Genomic DNA, 20,756 nt, shown 5'->3' on the forward strand with positions numbered 1-20,756 from the left:
GAATGCTTGACCTCGCGGGCTGCGCGCTCAAGCTTTGACGTGGGCGGCCGATAGCACCGTATGCGCATCACGCTTGACCGTCTGCTGGACAGCTCAACGCCTGCCAACCGGTGCCTGTTGGCAGTGGGCTTGTCCGTGCCGTTTTTCGGCGTGTTCTGGATGGCCAATGGCGTCGCCTTCCTCAATGCGGAAGTGGCGCGGGGCGTGCAGCAAGGGGTGTTGCTCGCCTTGCAGGCGTTTCTGAGCGTGGTGCTGCTGATCAGCGCCGTGATGGGCACCTGGCTGTGGCCACGGCGCGGTTTGCCGGACCGGATCCCACGGGCGACCCTGTTGGTCACCTTCAACATCGGCCTGGGTTACCTGGCGCTGGTGGTGGCCGCCGGCGCCTTCACCACCGGCATGAGCCTGGTGCTGCTGGGGGTGCTGGCCGTCGGCCTGTTGCTGTTCAGCGTGGGCACCATCTTGCGTGTCTTCATCGTGTGCGTGCTCATCCACGCCTGCCAGGACGGCTTGGTGCTGCTGGGCTGGTTGCCCTATGCGCCTTTGCTGAACGAACATGCCTTTGACGTGGGCGGCGCGCCCACCTGGTGGTGGTCCTTGTGGCAGAGCGCCGTGTTCTATGTGGGCTGGGCCATCATCCTGTTCCTCATCTTCAAGCTGTTCACCCGGCTGGATGGGCTGCACCAGCAGCTGGCCAAGCTGTCGTACACCGATGTGCTCACGGGCCTGGCCAACCGCCGCTATTTCATGGAGCGCCTGACCGCCGAAGCGCGCCGCTACGTTCGCGCCAAAACTCCGTACAGCCTGATCCTGATCGATGTGGACCACTTCAAGAGCATCAATGACCGCCATGGCCACCACGCTGGCGACGAGGTGCTGCGCCGCCTGGCCCAGGTGTTGATCGAAGGCGTGCGCACGCCCACCGACCAATCTGCCCGCATTGGGGGCGAGGAGTTCGCCGTGCTGTTGCCCGACACCTCGCTGGCCGCCACCGAGATTGTCTGCCGGCGCATTGCCGAGGTGTTGCGCCAGCACACCTTCTCGGTCAACGGCCAAAGCTTCCACCTGACCATCAGCATGGGGGTCGTCGAGTGCCGCGGCGAGCCGATCGAAGATGCCTTGAAGCAAGCGGACCGCAACCTCTACAAGGCCAAGCAAGGCGGCCGCGACCAGGCCATCTATTCCATGGCCACGGAGGTGGCGCGATGAGCTGGGCCGAGAAGCTGAGCAGGCTCACAGCCTGGCTGGCCGAGCAGTTGCTTGCGCGCCGGCCCGTCATCAGCTGCCTGCTGTTCGCGGCGGCGGGCATTCCCATGCTGCTGTTGTTCCTGGGTTTGCAGGGCTTTGCGCAGGCCCACGCTGCGGCAGGTGCGTTTTATCAACCGGCCGCCTTGATGGCCATGCAGGCCTTGCTGGCCGCCGTGGTGGCGGGCCTGGCCGGCGTGAGCCTGTACTGCTGGCAGCGCCGCAAGACCGAGTCGGCCTGCCACTGGCTGCCGATGCTCACGGTCACGCCCACCGTCATCACACTGATCGGCCTGGCCATCGCTTATGGCCTGAAGGACACGCCCGTGAGCGTGGCGGTGCTGACCGCGATCCTGCTGGCCCGTGCCCTGTTCGATTTCAAAACGCTCAAGCCCAGCCTGGCCATCGGTGCTGCCATGGTGCTGGTCAACGAGGTGCTGGTCATCCAGGGCGTGGTGCCTTATGCGCCCTTGCTCACCGCGCCAGTATTCTCTGGCGGCGAGCTGGCCTGGTGGTGGCAGATCTGGTGCCGTGCGGTGCTCGACTTCAGCTTGCTGTCGTTCTCGGCCATGGCGTTCTTTCTGTTCAGCACCTTGGGCCAACGCCGGCGCGAACTGGAGAGCCTGGTCCGCACTGACATGCTGACTGGCCTGGCCAACCGCCGGACCTTCATGGCCCAGCTGGAAATCGAATCCCACCGGCACGCGCGCAGCAAGCGCCCCTTCTGCCTGGTCATGTGCGACGTGGACCACTTCAAGAAGATCAACGACACCTGGGGCCACCCGGCCGGCGATGCCGTGCTGGTGGAGCTGGGTCGCATCCTGAAGAACACCACGCGTGAGCAGATCGACACGGCGGCGCGCATTGGTGGTGAGGAGTTCGCCGTGCTCTTGCCCGAGACCGGCCTGGAGCAGGCCGAACGCGTGGCGCAGTTGATGTCCTCAGGGGTGCGCTCCCAGATCTTCGTCTTCGATGGCCAGCAGTTCAGCGTGACCCAGAGCGTGGGCATCGCCCAAGCCTGTGATGGGGACGGTGATGGCGCCATGCGCGTGGCCGATGACAACCTGTACATCGCCAAGCGACAAGGGCGTGACCGCATCGTGGCCTCCGTGGCCACGTCCCCGGCCGCCGTGGACTCTCAGGTCGCCTGCTCCTTGAAGTGAGTTTCTTTCGCCGATACTGACCGGGTGTCGAATGTGGAAGGGATGAATGGTTGCGAGAGATGGTGAGTCGACCTTCGGGCCGCCAGGGGGCAAGGGCTTGGTCACGGCGCAAGCGCTGGAAGAGGCGCTGGTGCGCCGAACGTTCTGGTTCCTGGCCGTTTGCAGTGTCCTCATCCTGATCCCGGTGAAGTTGTCGTGGTTGCTGCAAGGCGGGCGCGTGGTGGGCTTGCTGGGCATCCTGGAGCTGGTGACTGTGCTGTGGTGCTCGTGGCGGGTCTGGACCAGCCAGACCGGGGCCGCGCGTTTTCTGGGCGTGGGCCTGACCATCATGTACCTGCAGGTGGGGGCGGTGGCCTGGATGCAAGGTGGCCTGCAGGCGCCCGCCTTGCGCTGGCTGGCCGTGCTGCCCATCATCGCGATCGTGGCCGGCAACCTGCGCCTGGGCTTGGGCTTCTGCGTGGCCTTCGTCGTGCAAATCCTCGTCATGGCTTTTTACGAGCCACCTTACCTGGCCACCCTGCGGCCCATGGTGTTGCCCAATGCCCATGCGCAAGCCCTGGTGTCTACCGTGGGCTCGGTGATGTTGTTCTCCGCCTTTGGTTGGATCGCGGTGCGCTGGCGATCACAGGTGCACCAGGTGCTGGAAGCCTCGCACCAGCAGGCGCAGCGCGGCAGCGAGGCCAAGCAACGCTTCCTGGCCATCATGAGCCACGAGATCCGCACGCCGCTCAATGGCATCGTGGGCACGGCTTCCCTGCTGCGGCAAAAAAACATGGCGCCCTCCGAACAGCGGCAAATGCTGCACCTGCTGGACCACAGCGCCCAGACGCTGCGCAGCCTGCTCGACGATGTGCTGGACTGGGCCAAGCTGGAGGCTGGACAGCTCGATGTGCGCCAGGAGCCGGTGCGCTTGCGCGACCTGGTCGTGGACAGCGCCGAGCTGTTCGCCGTCACCGCCTTCGACAAGGGGCTGGAGCTGACCTACAGCTTCGAGGTTGGCGTACCGTCCTTGCTGTTGGGCGATGAGATGCGCTTGCGCCAGACACTCAACAACCTGGTCTCCAACGCCGTCAAGTTCACCCGCCAGGGTGGCGTGCATGTGCACCTCGCCACCGAGCCCTCGCCCACCCCGCAGGACGCCCGCGTGTGGGTGCGCATCGGGGTGCAGGACACCGGCATCGGCATGAACTCGGCCCAGGTGGCCAACCTGTTCCAGCCCTTCACCCAAGCCGACCAATCGACCACGCGGCAGTACGGTGGCACCGGGCTGGGCTTGTCCATCAGCCGCGAGCTGGCCCGTTGCATGGGCGGGGACATCGTGGTGTCCAGCCGCGTCGACGTGGGCAGTTGCTTCGTGATCCGGGTGCCCATGGGCCTGGCCGAGGCCATCACCGACGAGCCGCCAGAGGCCTCCCCTCTGGCGGGCCTGCGCCTGCGCCTGGTGACCGGCAGCCTGGGTCTGCGCCGGCAAGTCCAGTCCTTGTGCGCTGCGCTGGGCCTGGTGCTGGCGCCTGAGGATGCCAGCGATGCCGAGGTGGACGCCGTGTTGGTCGACGCCGCGGTGGGGACCCTTGGTGCCCCTGCTGCTGCGGCCTGGTCCTGGGGCGCTCCGGCGCTGCCCAAAGCCCTGGTCTCTTCGGCCATGGACACTGCTCCCGCGCGTTTGCCCCCCGAGGTGCTTCACCTGTACAAGCCCTTGCGCGGCCAAGCCTTGGCCGATTGGCTCAACGGGACTTTGGCCGCCACGGCCGATCCATTGCCCAGCACCCGGCCGAGCGCGGCCCTGAAAGTGCTGGTGGCCGAAGACAGCGAGCTCAACCGCACCTTGCTCCGTGAAATGCTGTCCCATTGCAGGGCGACGGCCGAGCTGGTGGGCACGGGCCTGGCAGCGGTCAAGGCGGTGAAGGCCCGGCGCTTCGACCTCTTGTTGATGGATTACCAGATGCCCGAAATGGATGGTCTGGCCGCCACCCGCGCGATCCGCCAGCACGAGGCCGAGCATGGCGGCCCCAAGCTGCCCATCGTGCTGATCAGTGGCGAGGTCAGTCTCGATAGCCACGCCGTGTGGCGGGCCGCCGGCGTCAACCACATCTTGTGCAAGCCCTATGCCTTCGACGAGTTGGCGCGCGTGCTCGCGATGATCACCCCAGTCCCAGCGAACTGATCATGGACTCGACCGCGCTGGCCAGTGACTCGGCCGCGCCAAAGGCTGCTTCGGGTTGGGTGAGGCAGCGCTCTTCCACATGGCTGGCCAACCAACGCAGGTCATTGACCAGCAGATTGGCGGCCATGCCCTTGGTGTTGTGCGCGAGCGCGCGCAAGCGGCTCGCATCTTGCCGGGCCGCGGCTTCGCGCAATTGGCGCGGCAGATCCTGGCTGGTCTCCCGGATGGTCACGAACAGGCGGTCGATGAACTGCGCACCTTGGGGGTAGTGGTTGATCAGCGCCTGCCGATCGATGCTGAAACCAGTGGCGGGTGCGCTGCGCCGTTCGGGTGCGGCTGGCGACGGCTGCTGCGCATGCTTGGCAATGTTTTTGACCAATTGGTCGATCATGTAGGGCTTGGTCAGGTAGTCGGTCATGCCCGCGGCCATGCCCTGCTGGCGCGCCACCTCGAAGGCGTGTGCGGTCAGACCGATGATGGGCAGGTTGGGGGCCATGGCCCTGATCTGGCGCGTGGCCTCGTAGCCGTCCATGACAGGCATTTCGATGTCGCACAGCATCACGTCAAACACCTGGCCTGCGCGCACCTGCGCGACGGCCAAGGCGCCGTTGTCCACGCAGTTGATGAGGGCGCCTTCCGCGGCCAGCAAGTCGTTCAGCACCATCTGGTTCACCGGGTGGTCTTCTGCCACCAACACCCTCAGGCCCGACAGCCGGGGCCCGCTGGCAGCGGTCTGCTCTGGCACTTGCGCCGGGGGGGCGATCGTGCGCAAGGGTTGGCCGTCATGCAGCGCACCCACCACGGGCAGGTTGATCTCGAACGTGCTGCCCTGGCCGGGCGCGCTCTGGACGCGGATGTGGCCACCCATGATGTCCACCAGACGCTTGCAGATCGACAGGCCCAGGCCCGTGCCGCCAATGCAGCGCGTGCGGGTGCGGGTGCCATCGCCTTGCACGAAAGGTTGGAACAAGTGGGACTGCACCTCGGGCGACATGCCGATGCCGGTGTCCTTCACCTGCAGGACCAACCATTGGGCCTGGCCCTCCACGCGCAAGGTCACGCTGCCATGCTCGGTGAACTTCACGGCATTGCTCAGCAGGTTGATCAGCAACTGCATGATGCGCAGTTCGTCGCCTTGAAACGAGTGGGGCACGCGCAGCCCTTGTTCCATGCGCAAGGTCAGGCCCTTGGCCCGCGCTCGTGCCGCCACCATGTTCATGGCCTGCTCGATGACCTGGGCCAAATCGACGCGGTCAGCTTCCAGCACGATCTTGCCGGCCTCGATCTTGGAAAAATCCAGCACGTCGTTGACCAATGCCAACAGGTGCTGGCCCGACTCCAGGATGTCCTTGAAGGTCTGGGCTGCGCGCGGGTCGGTGGTGGCCCGTTCGCCCACCTGGGCCAGCCCCAGCACCGCGTGCAGCGGGGTGCGGATCTCGTGGCTCATGCTGGCCAGGAAATCGCTCTTGGCCTGGCTGGCCGCCTCGGCTTTTTCCTCGGCCAGCTTGATCTGCGTGATGTCGAAGATCATGGCGAAATAGCCTTTGACCTGGCCCTCGACCATGTCGGGCACCAGGTGCAGTTGCACGTACTGGTCGCCCACCGAATTGGGCATGCGCACCACGCGTTCAAAGCGCTGGGGCTCACCCCGCAGCACGGCCTCGATGTGGTGTCGGTCCAGCTCGAAGCTTTCTTCGCCGATGACTTCGGTCAGCCGTTTGCCGGTGATGTCTTCACGCGACGGGCCCAGCCAGTCCAGATAGGCGCGGTTGCAAAAGCGGTTGCACAGATCCTGGTCCCAGTAACTGACACGGCCCGGGATGCCGTCCAGGATGGAGCGCAGCTGTCGCTTGCGTTCGGTGAGTTGTTCCAGCGTGGCTTGAAGTTGTTGCGCAGAGGCTGCCGCCTCCAGGTGAACTGCTGAATCCATGCTGGTGTTCTCCCCAGGTCCGTCGTCATCAGGCACCGCGCCAAGCGCGTGTTGGTCCACCAGTATGGACCGGCTGTTGATCGCCTGCAAGTCGGCCTGTGTTCCCCAAAACGACAAATGCCGACGATGAAATCCATCGTCGGCACCGGGGTTCACACCCTGCCCTTGTGAAGGCCTTTATCGGTGTCCGATGAAAAGCCGGGGCGGTGCCAGCCTGCGGTGAAGCGGGCTGGCCATTCCTTGCTCGAAACGGTCAGTAGCGGTAGCTCACGCCCACGCTGAGTTGGGGGATGAAGCGGATGTCGCCCACGTCATCGCGCAGCTTCTGGGTTTGGGCGTCCACGTCGGCCTGCGTCACCACGCCGGGGTGGTTGGCCACCACGTTCTGTGTGGTGGTGAGCTTGGCCTTGCCGATCATCACGCCCAGGTCGGCCACGAAGCCCAGGCCTTGCTCGCGTGCTTGGTGGCCCCAACCCACACCCAGGTAGGGCATGACGCGGGGAAACTTCAGCTCGGCGTTGAAGTAGTCAGCGGCTGTGGGCACGAGGGTCTGGCTGCCCACGGTCACCGGGGTGGTGCCGTCAAACTGTGATTTCAGGCTGAGCCTGGTGCGGTTGAAGGTCAGGCCGGTGCTCAGGCGAAAGCCGCCTTGCATGGGAAAGTAGTCGGCGAACAAGACCAGGCGCTGCGCCTTGATCGTGCCTTGGTAGGTGATGCCCGATTCGGTGAACTGGCGGTTCAGGCTGCCCAACGTGGCCACGTCGCCGCGCAGTCCCCATTGGCTGTTCACCGTGTGCGCGTAACCCAGCATCACGCCCGGCACGCCCACATTGGCGTAAGACTCGCCAGCGTGGGCGGTGGTGGTGCTCAGGCCCGCCGCAAGGGTGGGCAGTGTGACGATCAATGCCAAAGTCAAGCGGCGGGTCAGGGTCATGGGGCCTCGTCCTGTGTGTTGTCAACCTAGCCTGCTAATGTAGGCAGGATCTGCATCCGGCCAACGCCGCTGAACTCGTGCAAAAACAGGCCTTATCCCGAGAGTCAAGGATTCAGGCGCTGCACTGGTCTCTGTAAGCCGAGGGGGCCACGCCCTCCCAACGCTTGAAGGCGCGCCGGAAGTTGGCCTGGTCGTTGTAGCCCAGGCTGTAGGCGATCTCCTGGATCGACAGTTGCTGGCCTTTCAGGTGCTGCACGGCCAGCATGTGGCGAACCTCTTCGAGGAGGTCGTGGTAGGAGCTGCCTTCATCCAGCAGCCGCCGGTGCAGCGTGCGCGGCGTCAGGTGGAAGAGCCGCGCCGTGACCTGCAGCGAAGGGAAGCCGTTCTGCCGCTCCAGCAGGATGCGCCGGACTCGGGCGCTCATCGACGTTTGCTCGGCGCGCTTGTCGAGCTCACGCTGGCAGATGCGCGCGGCTTCTTCAAAACTGGCCGGGTCGGCCGTGCTCAGCGGCTCATCGAGCACGTGCACGGGCACCGCGAAGCCGGTCCATGATTGGCCGTAGTGAACTTCGCACTTGAACATGTCCCTGGCCAGGGACGCATGCTCAGGTTCGGGGATGCTGAAGCAGACCCGCGTGACCTGGCATTGGCCCATGGTGATGTGGTCGAGCAGGTTCTTGACCGTCAACACGATGGCCTCCATCACGGCGGTTTCGATCTCGCCCATGGGGTGCGTCGGCTCGAAGATGAGCTCCAGTTCGCCATCCCGGATGCGGTGACTGACCGACACCAGCGTGGTCCGCACGCCAATGAAGCGCTCGAACAGGTCCATGGCCTGGCGCAGGGTGCCGCTGTTCATCGCGGCATAACCCAGCATGCCGTGCGTGTTGATGCGCAGGCGTTCGCCGACCAGCAGGCCCAGGGCCGGTTCATTCGTGATCCGCAAGCCCTCGCTCATCAGGCGCTGGAAGGTCTGGTAGCTCAGGCCCCGCGTGGAGTCGGCCAGATCGGCCTCGGTCAGGCCAGCCTGGGCCAGCCAGTGCGGGACGTCGATGTTCATCCCCGCCACCAGTTCGGCGATGAGTCGGACGTAGTGAACGGGGAGCGAGAAATCTGGCACCGGCGAATTGTCAATAAATGACCTGTGAATGTCAATCCGCAACCTCGTGCGAAAGGCGTGGGATTTTTACCATCCACCCATCGTCAGCCATGGTGCCGACCCCAGTGTCCGCCGAGGAACCATGTTTTCATTTTTCTCACGCAAAGGCCCGGTCACCGCGCACATCAACGCGGTGCCGGTCACGGTCAACCCCAAGGAGACCCTGCTGCAGGCCGCATTGCGCCAGGGCATCGACTTCCCGCACAGCTGCCGGGTCGGGGGCTGCGCCTCGTGCAAGTGCAAGCTGGTCGAAGGCAAGGTCAAGGAGCTGACCCAGACCAGCTACATCCTGTCCGACGAAGACCTGGACCAGGGCTACATCCTGGCCTGCCAGAGCGTGCCACAGGGCGATGTGCGCATCGAGGTGGACCTGTCCGCCCAGGCCGCCAAGCGCCGTGTCGAGGGCCGGGTCATCGGCCAGGACCGGCTCACCAGCGACATCGTCCGCCTGCGTGTGCAGCTGGACGAATCCTTGCCCTACAAGGCGGGTCAGTTCGCCAACATCGGCATCGCTTCCCAGCCTGGCGTGAGCCGCAGCTACTCGTTCGCCACCGCGGTTCAGCCCGATGCGCAAGTGAGCTTCTTCGTGCGCAAGGTGCCCGACGGCCAGTTCTCGTCCCTGATCAATGACGCCAATGTGCTGGGCCAGGCCATGAGCATCGAAGGCCCGATGGGCGACTTCTGGTTGCGCCCGGCCGAGGCCCCTTTGTTGCTGATCGCGGGTGGCAGCGGCCTGGCCCCTGTGCTGGCCATGTTGCAAGACGCGCTGGACAACGGTGTGAGCCGCCCGGTGACCCTGCTGTTTGGCGCCCGCCGCGAGGGCGACCTTTATGCCCTCGACACGATCCAGACCATCGCGCGCCAATGGCCCGCGGAGTTCCGCTTCGTGCCGGTGTTGTCGGAAGAGCCTGAGGGCTCCAGCTGGCCAGGCCTGCGCGGCCTGGTGACCGGCCAGGTCGCCACGCACCTCCAGGAGGGGGCCCATGCTTACCTGTGCGGCCCACCCGCCATGATCGACAGCGCCGTGAACATCCTGCGTGACCACGGCGTGCCGCGCGACCACATCCACGCAGACCGATTCACCACCCAGCAAGACGTTCTCGTCACCGCCTGAAAGCACCACCACCATGATGTTCTTTCACTACCTCAAGTACTTCCTCTTCCACGCGATCGGCTTGTTCTCGCTCGCCTTGCTGCTCGCGGGCGGCGCCTACATCACGGCCGGTGTGTTTGTCGTGCTGGCCGTCTACCTGATTGGCGATGGCCTGTTGGGCGACGACACCTCCACGCCCAAGTTCAAGCACCCCGGCATCCTGACCGTGCAGTTGTGGATGGCTTTGCCACTGCTCTCGCTGATCGTGTTCACGGCCGTCTGGTCCGTCAGTGCTGGCGATCCCTTCGGGTATGGCGCTTTCGTCACCCAGCTCACCGGCTATGACGTCATTGCCGCGCGGGATGCCACCTTCTGGGCGCACCGCATCTCCATCTGGCTGGGCGCTGGCCTGATGATCGGCATGATCGGCACGATCACTGCCCACGAACTGACGCACCGCACCTGGGACCCGGTCTCGATGTTCATCGGCCGCTGGCTGCTGGCCTTCAGCTTCGACACCATCTTCGCGATCGAACATGTGTATGGCCACCACCGCTACGTGTCGACCAAGGAAGACCCGGCCACGGCGCCGCGCGGACGCAATGTCTATACCCACATCGTGGCGTCGACCATCAAGGGCAACATCAGCGCGTGGAACATCGAGGCCAAGCGCCTCAAGCGTGCTGGCCAGGGCCTGTTCTCATGGCACAACGCCGTGATCCGTGGCCACGGCATGAGCCTGCTGCTGGTGGCCGCCGCTTATGCCATCGGTGGCTGGGCCGGTGCGGGCTTCTTCGTGGCCTGTGCGCTGTGGGGCAAGTCGCTGCTGGAGATCGTCAACTACATGGAGCACTACGGCATGGTGCGTGACCCGGCTACGCCAGTGCAGCCCCGCCACTCCTGGAACACCAACAAGCGCATCAGCTCTTGGGCCATGTTCAACCTGACCCGCCACTCGCACCACCACGCCCAAGGCGAAGTGCCGTATCAGGACCTCAAGCCTTTCCCCGATGCCCCGATGATGGTCAACGGTTACCTGACCACCATCATGGTGGCCATGCTGCCGCCGCTGTGGCACAAGCTGATGACCCCCAAAGTGCTGGCCTGGGACCGCGACTACGCCAGCCCCCGCGAACGCCAGCTGGCCGCCGAGGCCAATGCCGCCAGCGGTATTCCAGAGATGATGGCCATGGCGGCCAGGCAGCAGTCCGGTGAGCGGATCAAGACGGCGGCCTGAGTCAGAGCTTGAAGTCGTAGTCCACGATCAAGGGCGCGTGGTCCGAGAACCATTGCCCCTTGTAGACCGAAGCATGCCGGGCCAGTGGGGCCAATCCCGGCGTGGCCAGGTGATAGTCGATGCGCCAGCCCACGTTCTTGGCCCGCGCCTGGCCCCGGTTGCTCCACCACGTGTAGCACTCGTCGGTGGCCTCGGGGTGCAAGCGGCGGTACACGTCGACCAGGCCGATGCCCTTGTCCGGGTCGAGCAGGGTGGTCATCCACGCACGCTCTTCGGGCAAAAAGCCGCTGTTCTTGAGGTTGCCCTTCCAGTTCTTCAAGTCCTTCTCGTGGTGCGCGATGTTGACGTCGCCCACCAGGATGTACTCGCGCTCGGCCTTCAGGCGCGCCAGGTGCGGTGCGATCATGCCCAGGAAGCGGAACTTGGCCTGCTGGCGGTCTTCCGAGCTGGAGCCGCTGGGGAAGTAGCAGCTGATCAGCGACAGCTTGCGGCCTGGTTTGTCGAAGCGCACCTCCACCCAGCGGCCTTCGGCGTCGAACTCGGTGGTGGTGTCGTGCGTGCCCAAGCCGATCAGCACGTCGGACGGGGTATGCCTGCTGTACAGGCCCACGCCCGAATAACCCTTCTTTTCCGCATGGTGAAAATAGCCTTGCATGCCTGCCATGGCCGACAAGTTAGGGGTCAGGTCGGCGGCCTGCGCCTTGAGTTCCTGCACGCCCATACAATCGGCCGCAAGCTCTTCAGCCCAGGGGATCAGGCCCTTGTTGGCGGCTGACCGGATGCCGTTCAGGTTGAGTGAGACGAGTCGAAACAAGAGGTACTTTCAAGATGAGCAACACCCCTTCCAACAGCGCGCTGGCACAGGATTTCGTGGCCTTCGCGGTTCAATCGCAGGTGTTGCGGTTCGGGGAATTCAAGACCAAGGCCGGGCGCCTGTCGCCTTACTTCTTCAATGCCGGCCTGTTTGACGATGGCGCCAAGTTGGGCCGCCTCGCGCAATTCTATGCACAGCGGCTGATCGACTCGGGCTTGCAGTTCGACATGCTGTTCGGGCCGGCCTACAAGGGCATCACGCTGGCCGCCGCCGTGTCGATCGAGTTGGCGCGCCTGGGCAAGAACGTGCCGTTTGCCTACAACCGCAAGGAAGCGAAAGACCATGGCGAGGGTGGCACGCTGGTGGGTGCACCCGTCAAAGGCCGTGTGCTGATCATCGACGACGTGATCTCGGCAGGCACCTCGGTGCGCGAGTCCATCGACCTGATCGCCAGGGCGGGCGCCACCCCTTGCGGCGTCACCATCGCGCTCGACCGCCAGGAAAAGGCCACCCTGAATGGTGAAGAATGTCCGGAAAGTGCCGTTCAACAGGTGGAACAGCACTACCAACTGCCGGTTGTTTCCATTGCGAGCCTGGCCGACCTGTTGCAATATCTGAGTCATCAATCGGACCCGGCGCTGGTCTCATTCCATTCTGCGGTGGCCGCGTATCGCCAGCGCTACGGGGTCTGAGGCGGCGCACCACCTGGCTCACACAGCACCCATGCAGCAATCAGTGCGACACCTGTTCTGGCTGGCCTCTTTGGCCGGCACCTTGACTTCGCCAGTGTTCGCGGGGGGCACCATGTTCCGCTGTGGCAGCTCCTACCAGGACCGCCCTTGCGACGCGGGCCAGCCCGCCAAGGTGATCAACAGCAGCGGCGTGGCCCGCGATCAGGCACCCCCGGTGGCCGCGCCATCCACCTCGCCGGCCTTGGTGCCGGCGTCGGTGGCCACTCCGGCGGTCAAGGTCGATGCTGAATGCGCCGCCCTGGGCAACCGCGCCAAGCAGGTCGTGTGGGCCAAGGAGTCGGGCCGGACGGCGGAGGTGCAACTGGCCGCCGCGACCACCGACGACGACCGCCGCCTGATCGCCGATGTCTTCAACCGGCGCGGCTCCTCCCTGGAGGTTCGCCAGGCGGTCGAATCCGATTGCATGTCTTCCAAGGGTCCCGGCGCCCTGGCTAATCTCTGTCAAGTGTTGAAGGGGCAGATGGGCGGCGAACAGACCGAGTCCAACAATCGACAGCGGCAAGCAGCCGCAAAGGCGTGGCGTGATGCGGGTTGCTGACATCGGCTTGAAGCCGACATCCTGGGGCGTGGCCCTGCTGGGCGCGCTCGCGATGTGGGGCGCCGCCTCGGCGCTGGCCGCGCCCGCCATCTACTCCTGCGACGACGGCAAGGGCCACAAGCTCACCTCGGACCGGCCGATCCAGGAGTGCCTGGACCGCGAGCAGCGCTTGCTCAACAAGGACGGTTCGCACCGCGAAACTGTGCCGCCGCGCATGACGGCCGAGGAAATGGCGGTGTACGAAGAGCAGCAACGGGTGAAAGCCGCGCAAGAGTCCGCCCGCAAGGACGCCATCCGCCGTGACCGCAACCTGATGCTCCGTTTCCCCAACGAGCCCGCGCACAACAAGGGCCGTGTCGCGGCACTGGATGACTTGCGCAAGGCCATCGCCATTTCTGAAAAGCGCGTGGCCGAACTGCAAGCCGACCGCAAAGGCCTGATGACCGAGGCCGAGTTTTTCAAGGGCAAGCAGCTGCCATTCAAGCTGCGCCAGCGCATCGAAGACAACGAAGCGACCCAGCAGGCCCAGCGCGACATCATCATGAACCAGAAGGCCGAGATGGTGCGCATCAACGCCCTGTACGACGCTGAACTGGCCCGCTTGCGGCGCCTGTGGGCTGGCGCGCCGTTGGGCTCGCAAGCGACGGCGCCAACCTCGGCACCGCGCTGAGCCGCAGCAGTCTTCAGCCCTCCAGCTTCTTCTTCAGCAGTTCGTTGACCGTGGCGGGATTGGCCTTGCCCTTGGTGGCCTTCATGGCCTGACCGACCAGGGCATTGAAGGCTTTTTCCTTGCCGGCGCGGAACTCCTCGACCGACTTGGCGTTGGCGGCCAGCACTTCGTCCAGGATGCGTTCCAGCTCGCCCGTGTCGCTCATCTGCTTGAGGCCCTTGGCCTCGATGATGGCGTCGATGCGCGCAGTGGGCGCAGTGGCCGACGCCCCTTCCGTCCACAACGCGTCAAAGACCTGCTTGGCGCCATTGTTGGCGATGGTGCCATCGGCGATGCGCGCGATGAGGGCGGCCAGCAGTTCGGCGCTCACCGGGCTGTGCTCGATGCTCTGCTCAGCCGCGTTCAAGCGTCGCGAGACCTCGCCCATCACCCAGTTGGACACCAGCTTTGGCTGGCCGCAAGCCTTGGCAGCCGACTCAAAGAAAGCACCCACAGCCTTGGACTGCGTCATCAGCGCCGCGTCATAAGCGGGCAGGCCATAGTCGGCCTGGAAGCGCGCGGCCATGGCACGCGGCAACTCGGGCATCTCGCCGCGCACACGTTCAATCCACTCTGGCGCGATCACCAGGGGTGGCAGATCAGGATCTGGGAAGTAGCGGTAATCGTGCGCGTCTTCCTTGCTGCGCATGGCGCGCGTTTGGCCGGTGTCGGCGTTGAACAGCACGGTGGCCTGCTGGATCTGCCGGCCGTCCTCGATTTCGTCGATCTGCCACTGGATCTCGTAATCGATCGCCTGCTGGATGAACTTGAAGCTGTTCAGGTTCTTGATCTCGCGCCGCGTGCCGAAGGGCGCACCAGGCTTGCGCACCGACACATTGGCGTCGCAGCGGAAAGAGCCCTCCTGCATGTTGCCGTCGCAGATGCCCAGCCACACCACCAGGGCGTGCAGGGCGCGCGCGTACTCGGCCGCCTCCACGCTGGAGCGCATGTCCGGCTCGGTCACGATCTCGAGCAGCGGCGTGCCGGCGCGGTTCAAATCGATGCCGCTGGACTTCTCGCCATTGAAGCCGACGAAGTCATCGTGCAACGACTTGCCCGCGTCTTCTTCCAGGTGGGCGCGCGTGAGCTGCACCGTGTGCTCCACATCGCCGATGAAGAAGCGCACCGAGCCGCCTTGCACCACGGGGATCTCGTACTGGCTGATCTGGTAGCCCTTGGGCAGGTCGGGGTAGAAGTAGTTCTTGCGCGCGAAGATGGAGCGCGGGGCCACGGTGGCGCCCACGGCCAGGCCGAAGGCGATGGCGCGGTCCACGGCGCCACGGTTCATCACGGGCAGGGTGCCGGGCAAAGCCAGGTCCACGGGGCAGGCCTGGGTGTTGGGAGCGGCGCCAAACTCGGTGGCGGCCCCCGAGAAGATCTTGGATTGCGTCGACAGCTGGGCGTGGGTTTCCAGGCCGATGACGACTTCGTAACCGCGGATGAGGGCAGGTGGGGTCATGGGGCGTTCAGCGTGAAGAATGGATTCAGGTTCAGGGGCGGCTGCCGACGGTGCGGTAGCTCTGGGCGTTTTGCTGGCGCCAGCGCTCGAGCAGGGCCTGGTTGTCGTGTTGCCAGGGGTGGAAGCGGGGTTTGAAGTAAGCCAGCCAGTGGGGCAGGGTGTGCCAGGCCACGCCATCGCGTCCGAACCAGAAGCCCAGCGCGCTGCGGTGCGTGGACCACTTGAAGAGCACGCCGTCGCGGCGCAGCATCTTGCCGGTCTGGATGGCCACCCAGATGTTGAACTCGATCGAGATCAGCAGGAAGAGCGACACGCGCATCAGGTAGCCGCCACCGACCGCGTTGTAGGTGTCCATGGCCACGGCCTTGTGCTCGGACTCTTCGGCCGCGTGCCAGGTCCACAGGGCGCGCATCATGGGCGTCATGCGTTCGGTCCAGCTGGCGCGCCGCAAGAGGCCATCGCCCAGCACGGCGGTGAAGTGCTCGTAAGCCACCGTGATCGCCAGCTTGAAGCGTGGCGACGAGTGGCGCGTGAGGTGCATGACGCGCTGAAGCGTGCGCTCCACCCAGGCGTCGTAGCCCATGGCCAGCAGGTGGTCGTTGTACTGCTGGTGCAGGTGGCGGTGCGTGGCTTCCTGGCCAGCGAACAGCTTGATGTCCTTGGCCAGTTGGGTGTTGCCCTGGCGTTCTACTTCGGGCAGGAAATGGCGCACCGCGTCGATGAAAAACTGCTCACCCACCGGGAACATGAAGGACAGGGCGTTGAACACCTGCGAACGGTAGGCATCGCCCCCGTTCCAGTGTGGCTCGAAGCCCTGGCTCAAATCGATGTCCAGGTGGCGGATGGTCATGTCATGCGGTGACGCGGTGGCGGTGCTCATGGTCGGCTCAGGCCAGGCTCGCGGGCACGCGCTGGTGCCAGTCGGTGGTGTGCTGGAAGGCGTGCGCCGTGTGCAGCAAGGTGCCTTCCTGCCAGTAGTTGCCGATCAACTGCAGACCCACGGGCAGGCCATGTTCGCCAAAGCCGGCGGGCACGCTCATGCCGGGTAGACCGGCCAGCGAGGCGGGCAGTGTGAAGATGTCGGCCAGGTACTCGCCCAGCGGGTCGGCCTGGCGGCCCCCGTCGGCGGCAATGGGTCTGGCCACGTTCGGCGCCACCGGGCCAGCGATCACGTCGCAGTGCTGGAAGGCCGACTGGAAGTCGTCGGCGATCATGCGGCGCAACTTTTGCGCTTGCAGGTAGTAGGCGTCGTAATAACCGTGCGACAGCACGTAAGTGCCAATCATGATCCGGCGCTTGACCTCGGGGCCGAATCCTTCGGCGCGGGTCTTGCGGTACATGTCGGCCAGGTCGGTGTACTGCTTGGCGCGGTGCCCGAACTTGACGCCATCGAAGCGGCTCAGGTTGGACGAGGCCTCGGCCGGCGCGATGATGTAGTACACCGGGATCGACAGCTCGGTGCGCGGCAGGCTGACGTCCACCAGGGTGGCGCCCAGCTTTTGCAGTTGGGCCAGGGCCTGCTTGGTGGCATCGAGCACACCGGGGGCCACGCCCTCGCCGAAGAACTCCTTGGGCACGCCCACGCGCAAGCCTTGCAGTGGTTGCTCGGCGGTGGCGTGGGTGCGGGGTGCCCGCAGGCCCGCCACGAAGTCGGGCACACCTTGCTGGGCGCTGGTGGCATCGCGCTCGTCGAAGCCGCTCATGGCCTGCAACATCAGGGCGCAGTCTTCGGCGGTGCGGGCCAGGGGGCCAGCCTGGTCGAGTGACGAGGCAAAAGCAATCATGCCGTAGCGCGAGCAGCGGCCGTAGGTGGGTTTGATGCCGGTGATGCCGGTGAGCGCCGCAGGTTGGCGGATCGAGCCGCCGGTGTCGGTGCCTGTGCTGCCAGCCACCAGGCGCGCCGAGACGGCCACGGCCGAGCCGCCTGATGAGCCGCCCGGGATGCGGTCGGTGGCCCAGGGGTTGCGCGCCAGTTGGTAGGCCGAGTTCTCATTGGCGCCGCCCATGGCGAACTCGTCGCAGTTGAGCTTGCCCACGGTGACGGTGCCGGCCGCTTTCAGACGGGCCACCACAGCGGCGTCAAACGGACTGACATAGCCGTGCAGGATTTTCGAGGCGGCCGTGGTTGGCAGGTCCTTCGTCACAAAGATGTCCTTGTGCGCGATGGGAATGCCGTCCAGGGGACCCAGGGCCTGGCCAGCGGCGCGGCGGGCATCGGCGGCAGCGGCTTGGGCCAGTGCGCCGTCCGCGTCCACGTGAAGAAAGGCGCCCAAAGCATGGTGCGCCTCGATGCGCGCCAAGGCATGGCGGGTCAAGGCCACGCTGGTGGTCTGGCCTGAGGCCAGTTGCTGGCCGGACTGGGCCAAGGTTAAATCATGTAAAGACTGTGCGCTCATTCGATCACCTTGGGCACCAGAAACAGGCCGTTTTCCTGGGCCGGGGCGTTGCGCATGTTGGCGTCGCGATCGTTGGATTCGCTGACGGCGTCTTCACGCAGGCGCAGGGTCACGTCTTCGATGGCCGACAGGGGGGTATAGAGGGGCTCCACGCCGGAGGTGTCCACGGCGCGCATCTTCTCGACGATGGCGAAAAAGTCATTCAATTGGGTCAGCATGGCGGTTTGCTCCTCGCTGCGCAGTTCCAGGCGCGCGAGTTGGGCAATCCGGCTGACGTCAGCGGGGGTCAGGGCCATGGGTTCCATCCAAGGGTAGCAAAGGCGGTGCCCAGGGAGATTTCACCGGGGCTTGGGGTATTATCCTAGGTTATCCATCACTGGTGAATGCACAACAATTGGGCATGTTGCTGTGGTGGGTTGAACACCATTTCTGATCGTCGCCGGTGCTGTGTCGCTGCGCGGCGCATCTTGTTTGCAAAATTTGCACAAAGGCTTTTCTCGGGTTTGGGGCGATTCGGCGCGTGCGGTCATGCGGCACGGCGGGTGGTCTTTCACCTGATGAGCTAGCCGGAGAGTTGTCGCATGTACGGTACGTTTCGCAAGTATTTTTCCACCGACCTGGCCATCGACCTGGGCACCGCCAACACGCTGATCTTCGTGCGTGACAAGGGCATCGTGCTTGATGAGCCTTCGGTGGTCGCCATCCGCCACGAGGGCGGGCCCAATGGCAAGAAGACCATCCAGGCCGTCGGCACCGAGGCCAAGGCCATGCTGGGCAAGGTGCCTGGCAACATCGAGGCCATCCGCCCGATGAAGGACGGCGTGATCGCCGACTTCACTGTCACCGAGCAGATGCTCAAGCAGTTCATCAAGATGGTGCACCCGCGCTCGGTGCTCAAGCCCAGCCCTCGCATCATCATCTGCGTGCCCTGCGGCTCCACCCAGGTCGAGCGCCGCGCCATCCGCGAGTCCGCCTTGGGCGCTGGCGCTTCCGAGGTGTACCTGATTGAAGAACCCATGGCCGCGGCCATTGGCGCCGGCCTGCCAGTGTCCGAGGCCTCCGGCTCCATGGTGGTCGACATCGGCGGCGGCACGACCGAAGTCGGCGTGATCTCGCTGGGCGGGATGGTCTACAAGGGCAGTGTGCGCGTCGGCGGCGACAAGTTCGACGAGCACATCATCAACTACATTCGCCGCAACTACGGCATGCTGATCGGCGAGCCCACGGCCGAGGCCATCAAGAAGAGCATCGGCAGCGCCTTCCCCGGCTCTGAGGTCAAGGAAATGGAAGTCAAGGGCCGCAACCTGTCGGAAGGCGTGCCCCGCAGCTTCACCATCTCCAGCAACGAGATCCTCGAAGCCCTGACCGATCCGCTCAACCAGATCGTGTCGGCCGTCAAGAACGCGCTGGAGCAAACCCCACCCGAGCTGGGCGCCGACATCGCCGAGCGCGGCATGATGCTGACCGGCGGTGGCGCGCTGTTGCGTGACTTGGACCGCTTGCTGGCCGAGGAAACCGGCTTGCCGGTGCTGGTCGCCGAAGACCCGCTGACCTGCGTGGTGCGCGGTTGCGGCATGGCCCTGGAGCGCATGGACCGCCTGGGCAGCATCTTCACATCGGAATAAGCTGGTGACACGGTGAGCACCGCTGGCTAGCGCGGTGCCTGCCTTTTTGCGCGGGAACGCTGCATGCCCCTGGTCACACTGGATCGCTCACCACCGCCCTTCTTCAAGCAAGGGCCGTCGGCGTTCACGCGGCTGATGTTCTTCTCGGCCCTGGCCATCTTCCTGATGGTGGCCGACACACGCTGGAAGGTGACGCAGCCCCTGCGCGCCGTGGTGGCCACCATGCTGCAACCCGTGCAAAGCGTGCTGCTGGCGCCTCAGGCCTGGTGGGCCGATGCCGGGCACTACATGTCCGGCCTCGAAGCGGCCCGCATTGATCAGCATGAATCCCAGAAAAAGGCCGCGGCCCAGGCCGAGCGCGTCATGCGCGTCGACCAACTGGAGCGCGAAAACGCCCGGCTGCGCGAGCTGCTGGCCCTGCGGCCCCGCGTCAATGTGCAATCCCAGGCGGCCGAAGTCCTGTACGACGCGCCCGACCCCTTCACCCGCAAGGTGGTCATCGACCAGGGCAGCCGCCATGGCGTGATTTTGGGGTCGCCCGTGATCGACGATGCCGGGGTGCTGGGGCAGGTCACACGCGTCTACCCGCTCACCTCCGAGGTCACGCTGGTGACCGACAAGGACGCGGCCGTGCCCGTGGTCAATGGCCGCACCCGCCAGCGTGGTGTGGCCTACGGGACGCCGCAGGTGCTGGGCATGGAGCTGCGCTTCATGGCCGGCAACGCCGACGTGCAGGTGGGTGACGAACTGCAGACCTCAGGCCTTGACGGCGTGTACCCGGCAGGCTTGCCGGTGGCCAAGGTGGCGAGGGTGGACCGCCGCGCGGATTCCGCCTTCGCGCGCATCGTGCTGACGCCCAAATCCGAGCCCGACAACTCGCGCCACGTGCTGTTGCTGCACCCGGTGGCCGACCAGTTGCCCGATCGTCCTTCCGAGGCCGAAGCCCTGGCAGGCGGCGCTTCCGCGCCGGCTTCTGCCGCCAGCGCGCACCACGCCCACCCCGCCGCTTCAGGAGCCAAGCCATGATGCGGCGTGGCAGTCCGCTGCTGATGCCGGTCAACCCGGTGTTCATCTGGGTGAGCCTGTTGCTGGCATTCGCCTTCAACTTGGTCCCCATGGGGCGCACAGGCGCCGTGCCAGACCTGCTGGCTGTTGCGCTGGTGTTCTGGAACGTGCACCAGCCGCGCCGTGTGGGTGTGGGCGTGGCCTTCGCGTTTGGCGTGTTCATGGACGTGCACCAGGGGGCCCTGCTGGGCCAGCACGCGCTGGCCTACACGCTGCTCAGCTACTCGGCCATCGCGGTGCACCGGCGCCTGCTGTGGTTCACAGTGGGCTCGCAGGCTGTGCAGATCCTGCCCTTGTTCATCGCGGCGCACATGGTGTCGCTGATGGTGCGCTTGATCGCGGGCGCGGGCTTCCCGGGCTGGACCTTGATGGTCGCGCCCTTGCTGGAGTCTGCCTTGTGGCCGGTGGTGACCTTCCTGCTGCTGGCACCGCAGCGCCGCGCCCCCGACCGCGACAAGAACCGCCCGCTGTGA

General features: G+C 65.3%; 19 protein-coding genes. 11 read left to right on the plus strand and 8 right to left on the minus strand.

The features are described from left to right. The first annotated feature begins 60 nt into the window (after window positions 1–60). The 3 genes from LQ232_RS10165 to LQ232_RS10175 are packed head-to-tail and all read left to right on the plus strand — an operon-like array spanning window position 61 to window position 4,572. The gene (locus LQ232_RS10165) at window positions 61–1,209 is read left to right on the plus strand and encodes a GGDEF domain-containing protein (protein ID WP_230180206.1); all 1,149 of its coding nucleotides are present in this window, start codon (window positions 61–63) and stop codon (window positions 1,207–1,209) included. Then, window positions 1,206–2,408, plus strand: a complete 1,203-nt coding sequence (locus LQ232_RS10170; RefSeq protein WP_230180207.1) for a GGDEF domain-containing protein — start codon at window positions 1,206–1,208, stop codon at window positions 2,406–2,408. The genes LQ232_RS10165 and LQ232_RS10170 overlap by 4 nt, the downstream gene beginning before the upstream one ends. A gap of 46 nt (window positions 2,409–2,454) precedes the next feature. Beyond that, window positions 2,455–4,572 (plus strand): ATP-binding protein, encoded by a 2,118-nt coding sequence (locus tag LQ232_RS10175; protein WP_230180208.1) that lies wholly within the window; start codon window positions 2,455–2,457, stop codon window positions 4,570–4,572. Here the strand turns inward: LQ232_RS10175 and LQ232_RS10180 are convergent. From LQ232_RS10180 to LQ232_RS10190, 3 genes are all read right to left on the minus strand, one after another. Continuing rightward, a complete protein-coding gene (locus LQ232_RS10180; protein WP_230180209.1) occupies window positions 4,550–6,502 on the minus strand; it encodes an ATP-binding protein in 1,953 nt (650 codons plus the stop codon). The two genes, LQ232_RS10175 and LQ232_RS10180, sit on opposite strands and share 23 nt — an antisense overlap. Before the next feature lie 253 nt (window positions 6,503–6,755). Further along, entirely contained in the window at window positions 6,756–7,436 is a 681-nt protein-coding gene (locus tag LQ232_RS10185) for a hypothetical protein (protein ID WP_230180210.1), read from the minus strand. A 112-nt stretch (window positions 7,437–7,548) separates the two neighbouring features. Further along, window positions 7,549–8,496: an AraC family transcriptional regulator gene (locus LQ232_RS10190; protein WP_230180211.1), complete on the minus strand. Its 948-nt coding sequence runs from the start codon at window positions 8,494–8,496 to the stop codon at window positions 7,549–7,551. A 181-nt stretch (window positions 8,497–8,677) separates the two neighbouring features. Between LQ232_RS10190 and LQ232_RS10195 the strand changes: the two genes are divergently transcribed. Then, complete coding sequence (locus LQ232_RS10195; RefSeq protein ID WP_230180212.1) at window positions 8,678–9,709, plus strand: 2Fe-2S iron-sulfur cluster-binding protein; 1,032 nt, start codon at window positions 8,678–8,680, stop codon at window positions 9,707–9,709. Window positions 9,710–9,722: 13 nt separating this feature from the next. Then, complete coding sequence (locus tag LQ232_RS10200) at window positions 9,723–10,925, plus strand: alkane 1-monooxygenase (protein WP_230180213.1); 1,203 nt, start codon at window positions 9,723–9,725, stop codon at window positions 10,923–10,925. A 1-nt stretch (window position 10,926) separates the two neighbouring features. Here the strand turns inward: LQ232_RS10200 and LQ232_RS10205 are convergent, their stop codons facing one another. Continuing rightward, window positions 10,927–11,739, minus strand: a complete 813-nt coding sequence (locus tag LQ232_RS10205) for an exodeoxyribonuclease III (RefSeq protein WP_230180214.1) — start codon at window positions 11,737–11,739, stop codon at window positions 10,927–10,929. A gap of 14 nt (window positions 11,740–11,753) precedes the next feature. On the opposite strand from LQ232_RS10205, the gene pyrE reads away from it, so the two are divergent. Genes pyrE through LQ232_RS10220 form a run of 3 tightly spaced genes read left to right on the plus strand, consistent with a single transcriptional unit; the run spans window position 11,754 to window position 13,699 of the window. Then, the gene (pyrE, locus tag LQ232_RS10210) at window positions 11,754–12,431 is read left to right on the plus strand and encodes an orotate phosphoribosyltransferase (protein ID WP_230180215.1); all 678 of its coding nucleotides are present in this window, start codon (window positions 11,754–11,756) and stop codon (window positions 12,429–12,431) included. Between the two features lie 31 nt (window positions 12,432–12,462). Then, a complete protein-coding gene (locus LQ232_RS10215; protein WP_230180216.1) occupies window positions 12,463–13,029 on the plus strand; it encodes a hypothetical protein in 567 nt (188 codons plus the stop codon). Then, window positions 13,016–13,699: a hypothetical protein gene (locus tag LQ232_RS10220; protein ID WP_230180217.1), complete on the plus strand. Its 684-nt coding sequence runs from the start codon at window positions 13,016–13,018 to the stop codon at window positions 13,697–13,699. The genes LQ232_RS10215 and LQ232_RS10220 overlap by 14 nt, the downstream gene beginning before the upstream one ends. A 13-nt stretch (window positions 13,700–13,712) precedes the next feature. Here LQ232_RS10220 and gatB read toward each other — a convergent pair whose 3' ends face one another. From gatB to gatC, 4 genes are read right to left on the minus strand one after another with little or no spacing between them, the layout of a single operon-like run. Then, window positions 13,713–15,197 (minus strand): Asp-tRNA(Asn)/Glu-tRNA(Gln) amidotransferase subunit GatB, encoded by a 1,485-nt coding sequence (gene gatB / locus LQ232_RS10225; protein WP_230180218.1) that lies wholly within the window; start codon window positions 15,195–15,197, stop codon window positions 13,713–13,715. Window positions 15,198–15,228: 31 nt separating this feature from the next. Then, window positions 15,229–16,077: a metal-dependent hydrolase gene (locus LQ232_RS10230; RefSeq protein ID WP_230180219.1), complete on the minus strand. Its 849-nt coding sequence runs from the start codon at window positions 16,075–16,077 to the stop codon at window positions 15,229–15,231. A gap of 7 nt (window positions 16,078–16,084) precedes the next feature. Then, entirely contained in the window at window positions 16,085–17,593 is a 1,509-nt protein-coding gene (gene gatA, locus LQ232_RS10235; RefSeq protein WP_230180220.1) for an Asp-tRNA(Asn)/Glu-tRNA(Gln) amidotransferase subunit GatA, read from the minus strand. After that, on the minus strand, window positions 17,590–17,889 hold the full coding sequence (gatC, locus tag LQ232_RS10240) for an Asp-tRNA(Asn)/Glu-tRNA(Gln) amidotransferase subunit GatC (RefSeq protein WP_230180221.1): 300 nt from the start codon (window positions 17,887–17,889) through the stop codon (window positions 17,590–17,592). Before gatC ends, gatA begins: the two co-directional genes overlap by 4 nt. 285 nt (window positions 17,890–18,174) lie before the next feature. Here gatC and LQ232_RS10245 point away from each other — a divergent pair, with 285 nt between their 5' ends. The 3 genes from LQ232_RS10245 to mreD all read left to right on the plus strand — a co-directional run bounded on the left by LQ232_RS10245 (window position 18,175) and on the right by mreD (window position 20,756). Continuing rightward, the gene (locus tag LQ232_RS10245) at window positions 18,175–19,218 is read left to right on the plus strand and encodes a rod shape-determining protein (protein WP_230180222.1); all 1,044 of its coding nucleotides are present in this window, start codon (window positions 18,175–18,177) and stop codon (window positions 19,216–19,218) included. Window positions 19,219–19,281: 63 nt separating this feature from the next. Then, a complete protein-coding gene (gene mreC / locus LQ232_RS10250; RefSeq protein WP_230180223.1) occupies window positions 19,282–20,244 on the plus strand; it encodes a rod shape-determining protein MreC in 963 nt (320 codons plus the stop codon). Then, window positions 20,241–20,756 carry a rod shape-determining protein MreD gene (mreD, locus tag LQ232_RS10255; protein ID WP_230180224.1) on the plus strand — a complete coding sequence of 172 codons (516 nt, stop codon included), beginning with the start codon at window positions 20,241–20,243 and terminating at the stop codon, window positions 20,754–20,756. The genes mreC and mreD overlap by 4 nt, the downstream gene beginning before the upstream one ends.

Source organism: Aquabacterium sp. CECT 9606, assembly GCF_918741295.1.
In the GTDB taxonomy this organism is placed as follows: domain Bacteria; phylum Pseudomonadota; class Gammaproteobacteria; order Burkholderiales; family Burkholderiaceae_C; genus Aquabacterium.